The following is a 17,016-nucleotide window of genomic DNA, read 5'->3' as shown; positions in this document are numbered from 1 at the left end:
TCGACGCGGACCATGCAACCGTGCGCGCGCCGACCTGGCGAACAGCGCCATTGCGCAACCGCCATTCCCTCGCGGATTTCAATCGAGTCCATCGAACAACCCATCGAGCGCCTGCAGTTCATCGTTCGACGAAGCCCTGCCAGAAGCCTCTGCATCGACGCAATCGTCAAGCAACGCGGCGAGCAGCGCCGGCGTCGGTTGCTCGAACAGCGCGGCGAGCGCAACCTTGCGACCAAGCTGCTCTGACAGCCGCGCAACGACGCGCACGGCCGCGAGCGAGTGCCCGCCGAGCGCGAAGAAATCATCGTCCGCACCGACCCGCTCGAGCCCAAGCACGTCGCCAAAAAGCCGCGCGATAAGCATTTCCATTTCGCCCGACGGCTCGACCCACGACGACTCGGTCGCAGGCGTCGTCTCGAAGCGCGCGAGCGCGTTGCGATCCAGCTTGCCGTTCGCAGTGCGCGGCAACGCGTCGATCGCATAGAGCGCCGCCGGAATCATGTAGCCGGGCAGCCGCGCGGCAAGCATCTGCCGCCAGCCGGCCGGCACCGCGCGCGCTTCACGATCAGGCTCATTAACAACTGCACCGACGACATACGCGACGAGCCGCGCCTCGGCATCGCCCGCACCCGGCACGAGCGCGACGGCCGCGTCGAGCACGCCGTCGCACTCGCGCAGCGCCGCCTCGATCTCGCCGAGTTCGATGCGATAGCCGCGCAGCTTCACCTGCTGATCGATCCGGCCGAGACATTCAAATTCGCCGTCGGTCCGCTCGCGGCACAGGTCGCCAGTGCGGTACATGCGCGCGCCCGGCGCGCCGTATGGATCGGGCACGAAGCGCTCGGCGGTGAGACCCGCGCGGCCCAGATAACCGCGCGCAAGATTTTCGCCGCCGATGCACAGCTCGCCGACGCCGCCTTGCGGCGTCAACTGCCCGCTCGCGTCGACGATGCGCAGCGCGTTCGCATGCAACGCGCGACCGATCGTGATAGGTCCACTCCCAGACACGCGAGCGCAACTCGACCAGATCGTCGTCTCCGTGGGACCGTACAGGTTCCACAACTCGACGCCGCGTTGCGCAAGCTGCGCCGCGAGATCGGCCGGCAACGGCTCGCCGCCCGCGATGCCGGTAAGCCGCCCGCGCGACGCCCCATGCCAACCGGATTCGATGAGCAGACGCCAGCCGCTCGGCGTCGCCTGCATGAACGTCGCGCCGCTTTCGTCGATAAGCCGCGCAAGCGCCATGCCGTCCGCCACCGTTTGCGCGTCGGCCATTTCGACACACGCGCCTCGCGTCAACGGCAAGCAGAATTCGAGCAGCGAAATATCGAACGACGGCGTCGTGACCGACAATAGTACGTCATCCTGATTAAGTCCCGGCGCGATGCCGACGCTTGCAAGCAGCCGTGCCAGCGCGCCGTGCGAAACTGCAACGCCTTTCGGCCGGCCCGTCGAGCCCGACGTATAAATCACGTAGGCAAGCTGCGAATCCGTGGACGGCGATATGGGCGGCAGTGCGCTTGCTGCGTCGTGGACGAAGGCATCTTCACCGCTTCCCACGTCGAGCACAATGCGGTTATCGAGCGCGCCACCGAGTCGCGCGCGGCCCTCCTCATCCGCGATGACGCGCGCAACGCCCGCATCTTCCAGCATGCCCGCGAGGCGTTCGGCCGGGAACGACGGATCGAGCGGCACATAAGCCGCGCCGCTTCGCCACACGCCGAGCATGCTCGCGATCAGCGCGGGCGAGCGGCGCATGCAGACGGCCACGCGCTCCTCTCGCGCGACGCCGCTCACGCGCAAGCGTGCATCGATTGCGACGGACCAGCGGGCGAGCGTCGCGTAGTCGAAGGCCTTGCCGTTCTGGCGCACCGCGATGCGCTGCGGCACGCGCGCGGCTTCGACCGCAAAGCGCTCGTGGCAGGCGCGCAGCGCGGGCGGTGGCAATAGCAACGGCTCGGCTTGCGGCGCACCGCGCCGCGCCGCGAGTTCGCCGACGAAGCGCGGCGCGCGCTCACCTTCATCGGCGAGTTGATCGATGAGCGCGAGGTATTGCCGCTGCAACTGCTCAACCTGCGTGCGCGCAACGCGCCGGCTGTCCCACTGCCATTGCAGTTCGATGCGCGTGGCCGGCAGAATCGTCAGCGTCAGCGGATAGTGCGTGCGCTCGAACGAATCGACGGAGTCGACGCGCAGCGCGCCCGCTTGCGCCGACGCTGCGCGCGTCGCAACCGGATAGTTCTCGAACACGATCAGACTATCGAACAGCGCGTCACCGCTGCGCCCGGCCCACTGCTGCAACGACGCGAGCGGCGTATGCTCGACCTCGCGCATTTGCAGGTTGTACGACTGCAACGCGTCGAGCCACGCGGCTATCGTGGCGTCGCCGCGCACCGTCGAGAACACCGGCAGACTATTGATAAACAGTCCGAACATATCCTCGGCGTGAGGCAACGATGCGGGGCGCCCCGCCACCGTCACGCCGAACGCGACCGACTGCTTGCCGCTCAGCCGCGCGAGCAGCACGGCCCACGCGCCCTGCATCAGCGTATTGAGCGTCACGCGATGCCGCTGTGCGGCGCGGCGCACGCGCGCATCGAGCGGCGCGTCGAGTTTCAGCGCGATCTTGCGCGCAGCGCTCGCGGGTTCGCTCGAAGCCGTGTCGAGCGGCGCGGCGAGGCTCGCGGTCAAGGTGCCGGCATCGTCGGCGGCTTTCAGGCGCTCGCTCCACCAGTCGCGCGGATCGGGCTGCGCCGCGAGCCATTCGACGTAACGACGATACGACGGCGGTGTATGCGCGGGGGCGTGCGCAGCGGTGTGCGTGACACCCAACGCGCGCTCGTAGTCGTCGAAGACTTCGGCGAGAAGCCGTGCGCCGCTCCAGCCGTCCGTCAGGACATGATGGTGCGTGCGCACGAGATCGAAGCGGCCATCGGGACGGCGGAACACATTGACGCGCATCAGCGGCGCACGCGACGGGTCGATACCGGCGGCGACGTCGGCCGAGCGCCACTCGGCAAGACGCGCATCGTAGTCCTGCACATCGCGCCAGTCGTGCACTGCGAACGGCAGTACGGCTTCGCGCTGCACGATCTGCAATGCGGCTTCACCATGCCGCCACTCGAAGCGCGTACGCAACATGTCGTGCCGCGCGATAGCGGCCTGCCAGGCCGCGCGTAGTGCGGCGGCGTCGAGGCGGCCGTCGAGCGTCAATTGCAACTGATTCACGTAGACGCCTTCGCCACGCCGCAACTCGCTGTGATAAAGCAGACCCTGCTGCAAGGGCGTCGCGGGATAGATGTCGGCGATGCCGCCAAGCGCCAGGTTCAGCGCGCGTAGCTGCGTCTGATCGAGGCCCGACAGAGGGAAGTCCGATGCCGTCGCGCCTTGGGGCGCGGCGACGCAATGCGCGATCATTGCATCGACATGCTGACCGAAAGTATCGACGATGCGCTCGACGCTCTCGCGATCGATCCGCGCCGGGTCGAAACGCCAACGCAGCAACAGCGTGTCGCCAGTGACGATGCCGTTCAGGTCGAGCGCGTAATCGAGGCGTGCGCCGGCGCCGTGGCTGCTGCCGGCATCCTCGGAACTAAAGGCGAAACGCGACGCCGGATCGAACGACTGATCGAAGCGCCCCAGATAGTTGAAGCTGATCGCGGGGCGCGGCCGCGTGCGGCTTGCGTCGAGTAGTCCCCAATGCAAGCCCTTGTTCGGTACCGCGCGCACGCGTTCCTTCACGGCGATGAGCGCGTCTCCCGGCGCTGCGGCCGACGCGGGCAGCGCGACCGGGAAACGCGTCGTGAACCAGCCGACGGTGCGGCTCAGATCCGCGCCGTCGATCACGTCCTCGCGGCCGTGGCCTTCCAGCTCGACGGCGATCTCAGCCGCGCCGCTCCAGGCGCCGAGCGCCTGCGCGAGCGCGGCGAGCAGCAGTTCGTCGACCCGCGTCCGATACGCGCGCGATGCGTTGTGCAGCAGTTCGCGTGTGCGGCGCGCATCGAGTGTCCAGTCGATCGTTTCGCTTTCGGCGACGCGTGTGCCTGCGGGTGCGCGAAGTGGAAGATCGGGAGCAGCGTCGACGACGCTTAGCGCTTCGCGCCACCAGTTTGCTTCGGATTGAACGTGATTTGATTCGGCATACTGATGAAGTTCACGGACCCATGCGCGCCAGGGCATCGACGGGGCCGGCAGGTGAATGGGCTCGTTGCGTTCTGCTTGTTCGTAGGCGGTTTGCAGTTCTTCGAGAAGCACGCGCCAGGAGACGCCGTCCACTGACAGGTGATGGATCGCGATCAGCAGACGGGTTTCGTTTGGAGTCTCGAAGTGACCGATGCGCCACAGCGGGCCGCGCTCGATGTCGAGGCTCGACTGGATGTTGTTGCAGGCGGCTGCGACGTCTGCGAGCGACGAGAGTTTTTCGCGGCGGACGATGGCGGTTTGCGAATCCTTCGTCGCTTCCGTCACCGCGATCTGCTTCCACTCCCCGGCCTCTTTTACGAAGCGCAGACGCAGCGCGTCGTGGCGCGCCTCCAGGGCAGCGACCGCGCGCTCGAGCGCCTCAGGCACGAGCCGCCCCTTCACCTTCAGCAGCACCGCCTGGTTCCAGTGCGATTCCCCTTGCGGATAGCGCTCGAAGAACAGCCGCTGGATCGGCGTGAGGGCGAGCGCGGCGCCGTCGTCGATTTCATGCGCGCTCGGCGAATCGAGCCGTTGCGCGCGCTGCGCGAGACCGCTCACCGTCGGATGCTCGAAGATCTGCCGCGGTGTCAGCCGCCAGCCCGCCTCGCGCGCCCGCGCAATGATCTGCAGGCTCTGGATCGAGTCGCCGCCGGCTTCGAAGAAGTTGTCGGTGACGCCCAGATCGTCGCGTCCGAGCACGGCGCTCCAGATCGACAGCAGCACCGATTCGATCTCGTTCGATGGCGCCACGCACTCGCGTGCGCCCGTCTGCGGCGCGGGCAGTGCGGCGCGGTCGAGCTTGCCGTTCGGCATCCACGGCAGCCGCGCGAGTATCGTCACCGATGACGGGACCATGTAGCCGGGAAGCTTGTGCTCCAGTTCGCGGAGAAGGCGTGCGGCGTCGAGGGTGGGTGATGTGGTTGTAGTGGTGCTTGGTGCGCCTGTCTTTGCAGCGGTACTTGCTGCATCCGTCGTCGCCACGTCAGCCTCTACCGCGCCACCCTCGCCCGCCACATACGCCGCCAACCGCTGCGTCTGCCCTTCGCCGACGACAATCACCGCCGCCTCGCGCACACCCTCGCACTGACGCAACACCGCCTCGATCTCGGCAGGTTCGATGCGCTGCCCGCGCAGCTTCACCTGCTGATCGAGCCGTCCGAGAAACTCCACGGTGCCGTCCGCACGCATTCTGCACAGATCGCCGCTGCGATACATGCGCGCACCCGGCGCGCCGTGCGGGTCCGGCACAAACCGCTCAGCGGTGAGACCCGCGCGGCCCAGATAACCGCGCGCCACCGTCGGCCCGCCGATGCACAACTCCCCGAGCCCGCCCACCGGCGCTTCATCGCCGAATGCATCCAGCACATGCGCCGTACGGCCCGGATACGGATGGCCAATCGGCACCGTCACCTCGTGAACATCGTCGGCCACAGTGTGGCGATACAACGCGGCGACTGTCGTCTCAGTCGGTCCGTACAGGTTATCGAGCCGGATATCCGCGAGCGGTCCGTCGCGCCAGCGCGTCAGCGCGTCGCCAGGCAGCGCCTCGCCGCCGACCGTCACCTGGCGCAGCGCAAGCTGCGCGCGCGGCGGCGCATGGCGATGCCACTGCTGCCACAGCGCCGTCGGAATCCGCGCGAACGTCACTTGCCGTTTCACCAGCCGCTCGCTCAGGCTTTGCAGATCCCACGGCTGCATCCCGCGCATTTCGACCGTCGCGCCCCGCAGGAATGCGGGCAGCGTTTCGTGCAACGCGACGTCGAAATTGATCGTCGATGAGTGGAGGACCGTGTCGTCGCTAGAGATGCCGTAGGTTGTGAGGAAGTCCCGCAGGTGCGTCCATAACGCGCCGTGGCTCACTCCCACACCCTTTGGCCGGCCGGTCGAGCCCGAGGTGTAGAGCACGTAGGCGAGCTGGTCGGGGTGCAACGCGATGTCGGTGTGGTTCGCTGACTCCGGCTCCATCAGTGACTGCGAACCCACGTCCAGTACTTCACATTCAGCAAGCACCTCCGCCACCCGCGCCGCACTCGCCGCATCCGCCACCACCTGCACGATCCCGGCATCGCCGATCATCTGCGCGAGGCGCGCGGCCGGGTAATCCGGGTCCAGCGGCACGAACGCACCACCGGAGCGTACGATCCCAAGCAACGCCGCAATCAGCGCCGGTCCTCGCGCAACACACAATCCCACGCGCCGCTCCGCACCGACACCTCGCGCGACAAGCCGTGCAGCAATTGCAGCCGACCACCCATCGAGCTCCGCATACGTAAGCGACTCAGCTTCACAGCGCAGCGCAATCGCCTGCGGCGTACGCTTTGCCTGCGCCGCAAGCGCCATCCCAAGCGACTCGAACGCATAGGACTTCAGCGGCTTCGCTTCATGCTGCAAAGGCAACGCCAACGACCCAACCCGTCGCTCCACATCATCGACCATCTGCACAATCACCGCTTGATACTGCGCTTCGATCCGCCCCACGGTCTCGCGGTCGATGCGCTCGCCGTCCCACGCCCATTCGAGCGAAAGCGTCTGCCCGCGCGGAATGATCGCGAGCGCGAGCGGGTAATGCGTCGGGTCAATTGAATCGACGGACGCGACCTTCAGGCCCGCGTCGCCGTTGCGAGCGGCATCGACGGGATAGTTTTCGAACACGACGATGCTGTCGAACAGCGCATCGCCGCTGCGCCCGCTCCACTGCTGCACGCGCGCGAGCGGCGTGTGTTCGTACTGGCGCAGCTCGGTCAGTTCGCCTTGCAGTTTGCGCAACCATGCGCCGAGTTCAGCGCTCGCGTCCACATCGACGCACACCGGCAGCGTATTGATGAACAGCCCGAGCATCCGTTCGACGCCCGGCAGATGCGCCGGCCGTCCCGCGAACGTCGTGCCGTAAGCGACACCGCGCCGATGTCCATAGCGCGCGAGCAGCACGGCCCACGCGCCCTGCATCAGCGTATTGAGCGTGATCTCGTGACGACGCGCCGTCGCCTGCAAGCGCGCGACGAGCGTTTCGTCGAGCGCGCGGCGCCGCGCATGCGCGCCGGGCTCGGCCGCGCGCGGCTCCCCGAGACTCGCAGTGAGCGTCGCGGGATCGTCGGCGCGCGCGGCCCACGCGCGCCACCATGTCTCGGTCGCGGGATCGTCGGCGGCCTCGCGAATCCATTCCACGTACTGACGATATGGCGGCGCCGTTTCGAACGCCGCAGCCGCGCCGCTTGCGCGCATCCGATAATCGCGCAGAATTTCGGCGAACAGCAGCGACACGCTCCAGCCGTCGAGCAACAGATGATGATGCGTCCACACGAGGTCAGCAGTGTGCGCGTCGCGAACGAAGAGCGCGATGCGCATCAGCGGCGCGGCGTCGGGCGCGATGCCGTCCGCGAGATCGCGCGCGCGCCACTCGGCGAGACGCGCGTCGTAGTCCGCGGCGGCTGACCAGTCGTGTGTCTCGAACGGCAATGCGATCTTGCGATGGACGATCTGCATGACGGCGCCGCCATGCTGCCACGCGAAAGCCGTGCGCAAAATCGCGTGGCGTTCGAGCGCGGCCTGCCACGCGGCCTGCATCGCGGCGACGTCGAGCGCGCCGGACAGCGTCGCGCGCATCTGATTCAAGTACGCGCCCTGCCCGGCGTCGGCGAGCGTGTGATAGAGCAAGCCGGCTTGCAGCGGCGTCGCCGGATAAACGTCCTCGATATGCTCGGGCGTGAGGCCGAGCGCGCGCCACAAATCGGACGATGACGAGCCGTTCGCGCCAGGCACTGCGTCCGCAGTGGTGGTCAACGTGGACGTTGATGTGGACCCTGACTCAGCGGCCAACGGTCGCGCCGCGCGCGCGAGCTGCTGCACAGTCGGCGCTTCGAACACCATGCGCGGCGTGACCTGCAAACCGGCATCACGCGCCTTCGACACGATCTGCAGACTCAGAATCGAATCGCCGCCGATCACGAAGAAATTGTCGGTCACGCCGATGTCGTCGCGCCCCAGCACCGCGCGCCAGACGGTCAGCAAAGCAGCCTCGGCGGGCGTCGATGCGGCGACGGCCTGCGCCGCGTTGGCGACGTCCTCGGGCGCAGGCAACGCACGTCGATCGAGCTTGCCGTTGGGCGTCAGCGGAAAGCGCTCCATCTCCACATACGATGACGGCACCATGTGCGCAGGCAAACGTGTGGCAAGCCATGCCTGCCAGCGCACGATGTCGCGCGTATGCCGTTCTTCGCGCGGCACGATGTAAGCGACGAGGCGCTGGTCACTGGCGTTTGCGTTCGCACCGCCGCCCGACACCAGCACCGCAGCCTCGCGCACTTCCGGATGCGCAAGCAGTGCCGACTGAATCTCTCCGAGTTCGATCCGGAAGCCGCGGATTTTCACCTGATCGTCGTTGCGGCCCAGGTATTCGAGGTCGCCATCGGGCAGCCGTCGCGCGAGGTCGCCGGAGCGGTACAGACGCGCGCCCGGTGCGCCGTATGGATCGGGCACGAAGCGTTGCGCCGTCAACTCAGCGCGGCCCGGATAGCCACGCGCGAGACCCGCGCCGCCTACATACAACTCACCGACCGCGCCGACCGGCACGCGGTTCATATCCGCATCGAGCACATGCAGCGTGAGATCGTCGAGCGGCGCGCCGATCACGCTGCGCGCATCGCGCAGCCCTGCGTCATCGAGTGCGCGATGCGTGACGTGAACCGTCGTCTCGGTGATGCCGTACATGTTCACGAGCGTCGGCAGTACGCCCTTGCGACGCGCGCCGTCCGCCCATCGCGCCAATGACGCCGGCTCGAGACGCTCGCCGCCGAAGATCACCACGCGCAGTGAATCGAGCGTGTTGTCATCGTCGGCATGCGTCAGTTGCATGAACGCCGAGGGCGTCTGGTTCAGCACCGTCACGCGCTGTTCGCGCAGCAACGTATGAAACGCCGCGGGTTCGCGTGCGCTCCAGTGCGGCACGATCACGAGACGCGCGCCATGCACGAGGGCGCCGAAGATTTCCCATACCGAGAAGTCGAATGCGTACGAATGGAACAGGGTCCAGACATCGGCTGCATCGAATGCGAAGCGGGATTGCGTTGCGTCGAACAGGCGTGCGATGTTTTCGTGTGTGATGCCTACGCCTTTTGGTGTGCCCGTCGAGCCCGAGGTGTAGATCACGTAGGCAAGCTGTTGCGAATGCGGATACATCGCGACGTCGAGCGGCTCATCATTCTGCAACGCATCGCGCAACGCTAGAGCATCAAGCGTCGGCCGCGTGCCGAACAACGCCGCATGCTGCGCGAGACTCGGCGCATCGGTGACGATCAGACGCAACTGCGAGTCATCGACGATATGCGCAAGGCGCTCCGCCGGATACGGCGGATCGAGCGGCACATACGCCGCGCCCGCGCGGAGCACGCCGAGCAACGACGCAACCAGCGCCGTCGAGCGCTGCATCGCGACACCTACGCGCACTTCCGCTCTTGCGCCGAGGCGAATCAACTCCTGCGCAATCGCGCCCGACCACGCATCGAGTTGCGCATAGGTCACCTCTTCATCGCCATCGACGAGTGCAACAGTATCAGGCCGCGCGTGTGCCTGCGCAACAATTCGCGTGGTCACCGGCTCGTATGCAAACGCGGCGGGCATACAACGCGCCGCGTCGTCACGCAACTCAGGCAATTCGAACGACGCAAGCCTTCCCTGCGGCGCCGCGCTCCACTGCTCGAGCAATCCCGTGAAATTGCGCGCGAGCCGTTCGATAGTCGACGCGTCGAACACATCGGTTGCGTAGGTGAACGTCAGGTCGATCGCGTCGCGGGCACTCTCAGCGATGTTGAGCATCAGATCGAACTGCGCCTCGCCGTTGTCGACTTCCTGCAGCGACACGCGCAAGCCGTCGCCAAACGATGTCGTCAGATCGTGGCGCTGCTGCTGATTCACGAGCACCTGGAAAAGCGGCGTGTGCGTGAGATCGCGCTCGGACTGCACCGCCTTGACGACGCTCGCAAACGGCACGTCCTGGTTCGCGTATGCGTCGAAGAACCGCTCGCGCACATCGTCGATGAGTTGCGCCGCGCGCATCTCGCCGCGCGGCGCGGTGCGAATCACGACGGTGTTGACGAAAAAGCCCACGACGTTCGCCGTATCCGGCAAATCGCGGCCCGCGAGCGGCACGCCGAGGCGAATGTCGGATTGGCCCGAGTATCGATAGAGCAACGCGTCGAACGCAGCGAGAAGCGTCATGAAGAGCGTCGCGCGATGCGTGCTCGCGAGCGCGCGCAGCGCATTCGCGGTGGCGGCCGGCACGCGTGCGCGATGGCGCGCGCCAGGCGCGCGGCGCGTGCCGGTGCGAACGCGGTCGTAGGGTAGCGCGAGGGTTGCGGGGGAATCGTCGTCGGTGGCGAGCGTGGTGCGCCACCATGCGAGTTGTTGGGACTCGCGCTCGGGTGTGAGTTGCGCGGCGCGTGCGGCGACGATGTCGCGATAGGCAGCCGCTGATTCGGCTGCGTCGTTCGCATCGCTAGTGGCAAGTTCGACGGAACCCGTGAGCGCTGCCGCGCAATGCTCGCGATACAGACGCGAGAAGTCGGCGAACAACAGGCCGATCGACCAGTCGTCGCTAACGATGTGATGCAGCACCAGATGCAGCGCGTGATGATTTTCGTCGATGCGCACGAGCGTCGCGCGGACCGGCGGCTCGGCGGTCAGGTCGAAAGGCATGCGGGCGAGCGCTGAAAGACAATCGGTCAGTGCTTTGTCGCCGGCGTTGTCTGTGTCATCGGACGCGGACTTCCCCGCTGTCGGCGGCAGTTCGAGCAGGCGGATCTCGCTGTGACTCGCGGCATCGATATGTTGAAACGGAACACCCTCTACTTCGGCGAAACGCATTCGCAGTGCGGGGTGTCGCTGGGTCAGCGCGCGGAACGCGGCACGTAGTGCATCGACATCGAGGCGGCCGTCAAAACGCAGCGCACCGTTCACGTGGTATGCCGCGCTTTGCGGGTCGAGCTTCCATAAAAACCACAGGCTTTGCTGCGATGGCGATAGAGGGATCGGTGCGGTTAGGGTGGATTGAGTGGGTGTGTTGGTGAATGGTTGTTCTGTGGTGGCTGGCACTGCGCGCGCATCAGACGAACTGGTGTCCACAGTAGCAATAAAAGCGCCGACTACTTCCGACGCGTGCGCCAGCGCATCACCGCTGGAAATTTGCGCGGCGCGCAGCAGCGTCGCAAAGTCGTCGAGCCGCGGATGCTCGAACAACGCGCGCAATCCTGGCGCATCGCCGAAGGCCGTCCGCACCGCCGACACGACGCGCACCGCCAGCAGCGAATGCCCGCCGAGCAGGAAGAAATCGTCGAGTGCGCCGACACGCTCAACCCCGAGCACCTGTTGCCAGATCGCTGCAAGCCGCGCCTCGGTTTCGTCGCGCGGGGCGACGTAAGATGCACGGCCCTTTGCGTTGGCGACGTCCTCGGGTCCGGGCAACGCGCGTCGATCAAGCTTGCCGTTGGGCGTCAGCGGAAACCGCTCCATCTCCACATACGATGACGGCACCATGTGCGCCGGCAAGCGCGCGGCAAGCCATGTCTGCCAGCGCGCGATGTCGCGCGTATGCGGTTCTTCGCGCGGCACGACATAGGCGACGAGGCGCTGGTCGTTATCGCCTCCGTTCGCACCGCCGCCCGACACCAGCACCGCAGCCTCGCGCACTTCCGGATGCGCAAGCAGTGCAGACTGGATCTCTCCCAGTTCGATCCGGAAGCCGCGGATTTTCACCTGATCGTCATTGCGGCCCAGGTATTCGAGGTCGCCATCGGGCAGCCGTCGCGCGAGGTCGCCGGAGCGGTACAGACGGGCACCCGGTGCGCCGTATGGATCGGGCACGAAGCGTTGCGCGGTGAGCTCTGCACGGCCAGGATACCCACGCGCGAGACCCGCGCCGCCTACATACAACTCGCCCACCGCGCCCACCGGCACGCGGTTCATGTCCGCGTCGAGCACATGCAGCGTGAGATCGTCGAGCGGCGCGCCGATCACGCTGCGTGCATCGCGCAACGCTGGCTCATCAAGCGCGCGATGCGTGACGTGAACCGTTGTCTCGGTGATGCCATACATGTTCACGAGCGCAGGCAGCACACCCTTGCGACGTGCGCCGTCCGCCCATCGCGCCAATGACGCAGGCTCGAGACGCTCGCCGCCGAAGATCACCACGCGCAGCGACTGGAGCGTGTTGTCATCGTCGGCGTGCGTCAGTTGCATGAAGGCCGAGGGCGTCTGGTTCAGCACCGTCACGCGCTCTTTGCGCAGCAGCGCATGAAACGCCGCGGGTTCGCGTGCGCTCCAGTGCGGCACGATTACGAGCCGTGCGCCATGCACGAGTGCGCCGAAGATTTCCCATACTGAGAAGTCGAATGCGTACGAATGGAACAGTGTCCAGACGTCGGATGAATCGAATGCGAAGCTCGATTGCGTTGCGTCGAAGAGGCGTGCGATGTTTTCGTGTGTGATGCCCACGCCCTTTGGCACACCCGTCGAGCCCGAGGTGTAGATCACGTAGGCAAGCTGTTGCGGACGCGGATACATCGCGACGTCGAGCGGCTCATCATTCGGCAACGTCTCGCGCAACGCCACAGCATCAAGCGTCGGCCGCGTGCCGAACAACGCCGCATGCTGCGCGAGACTCGGCGCATCGGTGACGATCAGACGCAACTGCGAGTCATCGACGATATGCGCAAGGCGCTCCGCCGGATACGACGGATCGAGCGGCACATAAGCGGCACCCGCGCGCAACACGCCGAGCAGCGATGCAACCAGCGCCGCGGAGCGCTGCATCGCGACACCTACGCGCACTTCCGCTCCCGCGCCAAGACGAATCAACTCCTGCGCAATCGCGCCCGACCAGGCATCGAGTTGCGCATACGTCACCTCTTCGTCGCCATCGACGAGTGCAACAGCATCGGGCCTCGCATGTGCCTGCGCGGCAATGCGCGCGGTCACCGGCTCGTATGCGAACGCCGTTTTAGCAACCGCGACAGAATCAGCAGCAAGATCACTCGTCAGATCACGCAGCCGCACATCGGTGCGATTGCTGTCGACAAGCGCCTTCGCGAGCCCATCCAGCATCTGCTCGAAATACCCGGCGACGCGTGCGACGTCTTCCGCCCGCACACGTGCCGCATGCCGATGCCACTCGAGCCTCAGTGCATCGCCGCCGCCGACGTGACGCGGCGCGACGACGAGCATCAGCGGAAAATGACTGCGGTTGTGCGCCTCGACGGCGCGCACGCGCGGCACGCCGCCGATCGCATCGAGCGCGTCGTCGAGCGGGTAATTCTCGAACACGATCAGGCTGTCGAACAACGCATCGACGCTCGAGTCCGCCCACTGCTGCAAGCTCGCGAGCGGCGTGTGCTCGACTTCGAGCAGCTCCGCGTTACGCCGCTGCAACGCGGTGAGCCAGGCGCGCAACGGCGCATCGGATTTCACATCGACCCACAGCGGCAAGCTGTTGATGAAGAGACCGACGATCGACTGCGCATTCGGCAGATCCACCGGCCGGCCGGACACGGTCATGCCGAATGCCACTTGCGTGCGCCCCGAAAAACGCGCGAGCACGAGCGCCCACGCTGCCTGCACGAGCGTGTTCAGCGTGACCTGTGCACGCTGCGCGGCGCGCTTCAGGCGCGCGTGTGAGTCGCCGTCGAGTTCGCGGATCAGTGCTTGCGCCACCGAACCGTCGACACCGTTCGACGACGATGATCGGAACGCACTGCCGAGCGCGTCGGCAAGACGCGCTGGGTCATCGCGCGTCGCGAGCCGTGCGCGCCAGAACGCCTCGGTGTCGGGTTGGTTGCGCAGCCAGTCGACGTAATCCGCATACGGCGCACCAGGCGACGCGTCGGCCGCGCCGCCTGCGTCGAGCGCGGCGTACGCGCGCGCCACTTCGGTGACGACCTGCGCGGTGCTCCAGCCGTCGGTCAGCGCATGATGGTGAGTCCACAACAGATCGTGCGCGCCGTCGGGACGCTCGAATACATCGACGCGCATCAGCGGCGCAACGCTTGGCTCGAAACCGCGCGCGACGAGCGCCGTCCGCGCGGTTTCATATGCGTCGTCGTACTGAGCATCTATCGACGTGGTATCCGACGAACCAGGCGCAACACGAACGATGCACGCATGGACTTCGAACGGCATCCGCACGTGCCGCTCGACGACTTGCAACGGCTCGCCGCCAGCAGGCCACACGAAACGCGTGCGCAAAACCGGATGACGCGCGATCACCGCGTGCCACGCCGCGCGCATCGTGTCGAGGTTCAGCGCGTCGATCGTCAGACGCAATTGCGATACGTACATGCCGGGCTCGCCGTCGAGCATCCCGTGAAATAGCAGACCCTGCTGCATTGGCGTGGCCGGATAGACGGCCTCTACTGACTCGCGTGAGGCGCCGGCTTGTGCGAACAAGAGGTCGTCGCCGGCCGCGAGTTGCGCGGTGGGCGATGGATGTATGGTGGCGTTCGTGGCTTCCGCTGCCGCGATTGGAGTGGCGTTGGTTGCGTTGGTTGCGTTGGTTGCGTTGGTTGCGTTGGTTGCGTTGGTTGCGTTGGTTGCGTTGGTTGCGTTGGTTGCGTTGGTGCCGGCGTTGGTGCCGACGCGAGTACCCACGAAGTCATACGCAGACGCACCGCCCGATGCGCCAACGCTTCCCCCACCGCTCGCCTGCATGCCCGCCCCAGCATTCGCACTCGCATTCCCCACCACCGCCACCGCGACCCGCGCCGCGGCCTCGATCGTCGGATAGTCGAACATCTGCTTCGGCGTCAGCTTGAGCCCTGCGCTGCGCGCCTTCGCGATGATCTGCAAGCTGAGAATCGAATCGCCGCCGATCTCGAAGTAGTTGTCCGTTACGCCGATGTCCTCGCGTTTCAGCACACGTTTCCAGATCCCGGCAAGCGTGCGCTCGGTGTCGTTGCGCGGCTCGACGCGCGCGGCATTCGCGGCCTCGTGTTCGCGCGGCGCGGGCAACGCGGCGCGATCGATCTTGCCGTTCGCGGTGAGCGGCAACGCGCCGAGCACTTGCAGCGACGACGGCACCATATACTCGGGCAGTTCCGCGGCGAGACGCGCGCGGATCGCGTCAACGTCGAGCGCCTCGGCGGAACTCAGATAGGCGACGAGGCGCGGCGCGCTGCTGGCCGCGCCCTCGCTATCCGTGTGCGCGATCACGATGGCGTCGCGCACGCCATCCTCGGCACGCAGACGCGCGGCGATCTCTTCAGGCTCGACGCGAAAGCCGCGGATCTTCACCTGGTCATCGAGACGGCCGAGAAACGCGAATTCGCCGTCTGGCAGACGGCGGCTGCGGTCGCCCGTTCGATAAAGCCGCGTGCCCCGACCGTCGGGGTCGGGCACGAAGCGCTCAGCCGTCAGCGACGGCCTGTTCAGATAACCATACGCGACACTCGCGCCGCCGATGCACAGCTCGCCCGCCGCGCCCTTCGGCACCGCGTTGCCGTCAGCATCGACGATGCGTGCGTCGACGTGCGCGAGCGGTTGCCCAAGCGGCAACGTCGCCGCGCGGCTTTGCGCGCCGCTGCGCGTGAGCACGCCGACAGCGGTCTCGGTCGGCCCGTAGTGATTGATCAACCGGCATTCGGGACGCAGCGCCTCGATGCGCTCGGCAAGACGCGTCGGCGCCGGCTCGCCGCCCATCACGAGGCAACGGCGCGGCAGCACGCGCTCGGGCAACTGCGCCTGCAACAGCGCGTCGAGATGGCTCGGCACTATCTTTAGGAGGTCGACGGAATGCGCGTGCATGTAGGCGGCGAAGGCATCGGGATCGGCGGCGATGTCGGCGTCGATCAGATGCAGCGTCCAGCCGTGCCAGAGCGCGCCGAACAACGACGTGTGGCCAAGATCGGCGGCAGGCGTCGACAGATATGCGGCGCTCGCGATGTCCCCGGGCAGCCGCTCGGAGACGCCGCGCAGATATGCAGCGAGCGCGGCATGGCTTTGCACGACGCCCTTCGGGCGGCCAGTGGAGCCCGATGTGTAGATCACGTAGGCGGGCCAGAGGAGGATGCCGTCGGTGGGTTGCGGATTGGCGGCGGCATCGCCGAGATGAGCGGCGAGTGCGGCGCTGTTAGTAGCGTCGCGTAGCGTGTGTGGGTTCAGCGTCGCGATGCCGTCGGGTAGCCATGAGGGCGCGGCTGATTTTAGTGCCGCGTTAGCGCCTGAGTTCGTGGCGGCAGTTGTGAAGAGATTCGTTGAAGCGTTCGCTGCGGGCTTCGTTGCAATGTCGGCCACGGCGCTCGTTGCCGTCTTCGATGCAATGTCGGCCACGGCGTTCGCTGCGCGATGGAGCGTGACATTGGCCACATCATCGAAGCCCGCATCGCTCGCTGCGTTAACCACTGCGTCCAAAGCCCCGCCCATCACAACCACCCGCGCGCCGCAATCCTCAGCCTGCCAGCGCAGCCGCGCTTGCGGCGACGCCGGATCGAGCGGCACGTAACACGCGCGCAATCGCCACACCGCCAGTATCGCCGCGACGAGCGCCGAGCAGCGCGGTAACGCGAGCACCACGTGGTCTCCCGGCCGCACGCCCTGATCGGAGAGCGCCGCAGCAAGCCGCCCCGACCACGCCCACAAATCGCGCCACGACAGCGGCCCCTCGCTATCGACAAGCGCAACGGCGTCGGCCCGTTCGATGGCAAACCGCGCGACGCGGGCGGGCAGGAAATCGGTATCGAAATGGATGGCTTGCATGGTATCCGTGAAGAATGCAGATGTATTCAGATGTCTGACGCCCGCGCGCGTAAGCGCGGGCCGAGATGAGTCGATGCGCGTCGACACGCGATAAGCAGC

General features: G+C 66.6%; 1 protein-coding gene. It reads right to left on the bottom strand.

Going from position 1 to position 17,016, the window contains the following annotated elements:
• Window positions 1–78: 78 nt before the first annotated feature.
• Window positions 79–16,917, bottom strand: coding sequence for an amino acid adenylation domain-containing protein (locus AB6809_RS17365; protein WP_371026889.1), 16,839 nt, complete (start codon window positions 16,915–16,917; stop codon window positions 79–81).
• Window positions 16,918–17,016: the final 99 nt, after the last annotated feature.

It is taken from the genome of Paraburkholderia sp. RCC_158 (assembly GCF_041355255.1).
GTDB classification, from domain to species: domain Bacteria; phylum Pseudomonadota; class Gammaproteobacteria; order Burkholderiales; family Burkholderiaceae; genus Paraburkholderia; species Paraburkholderia graminis.
The sequence above is the reverse complement of the archived record's forward strand: the minus strand, read 5'-3'. Positions and strand labels throughout refer to the sequence as shown.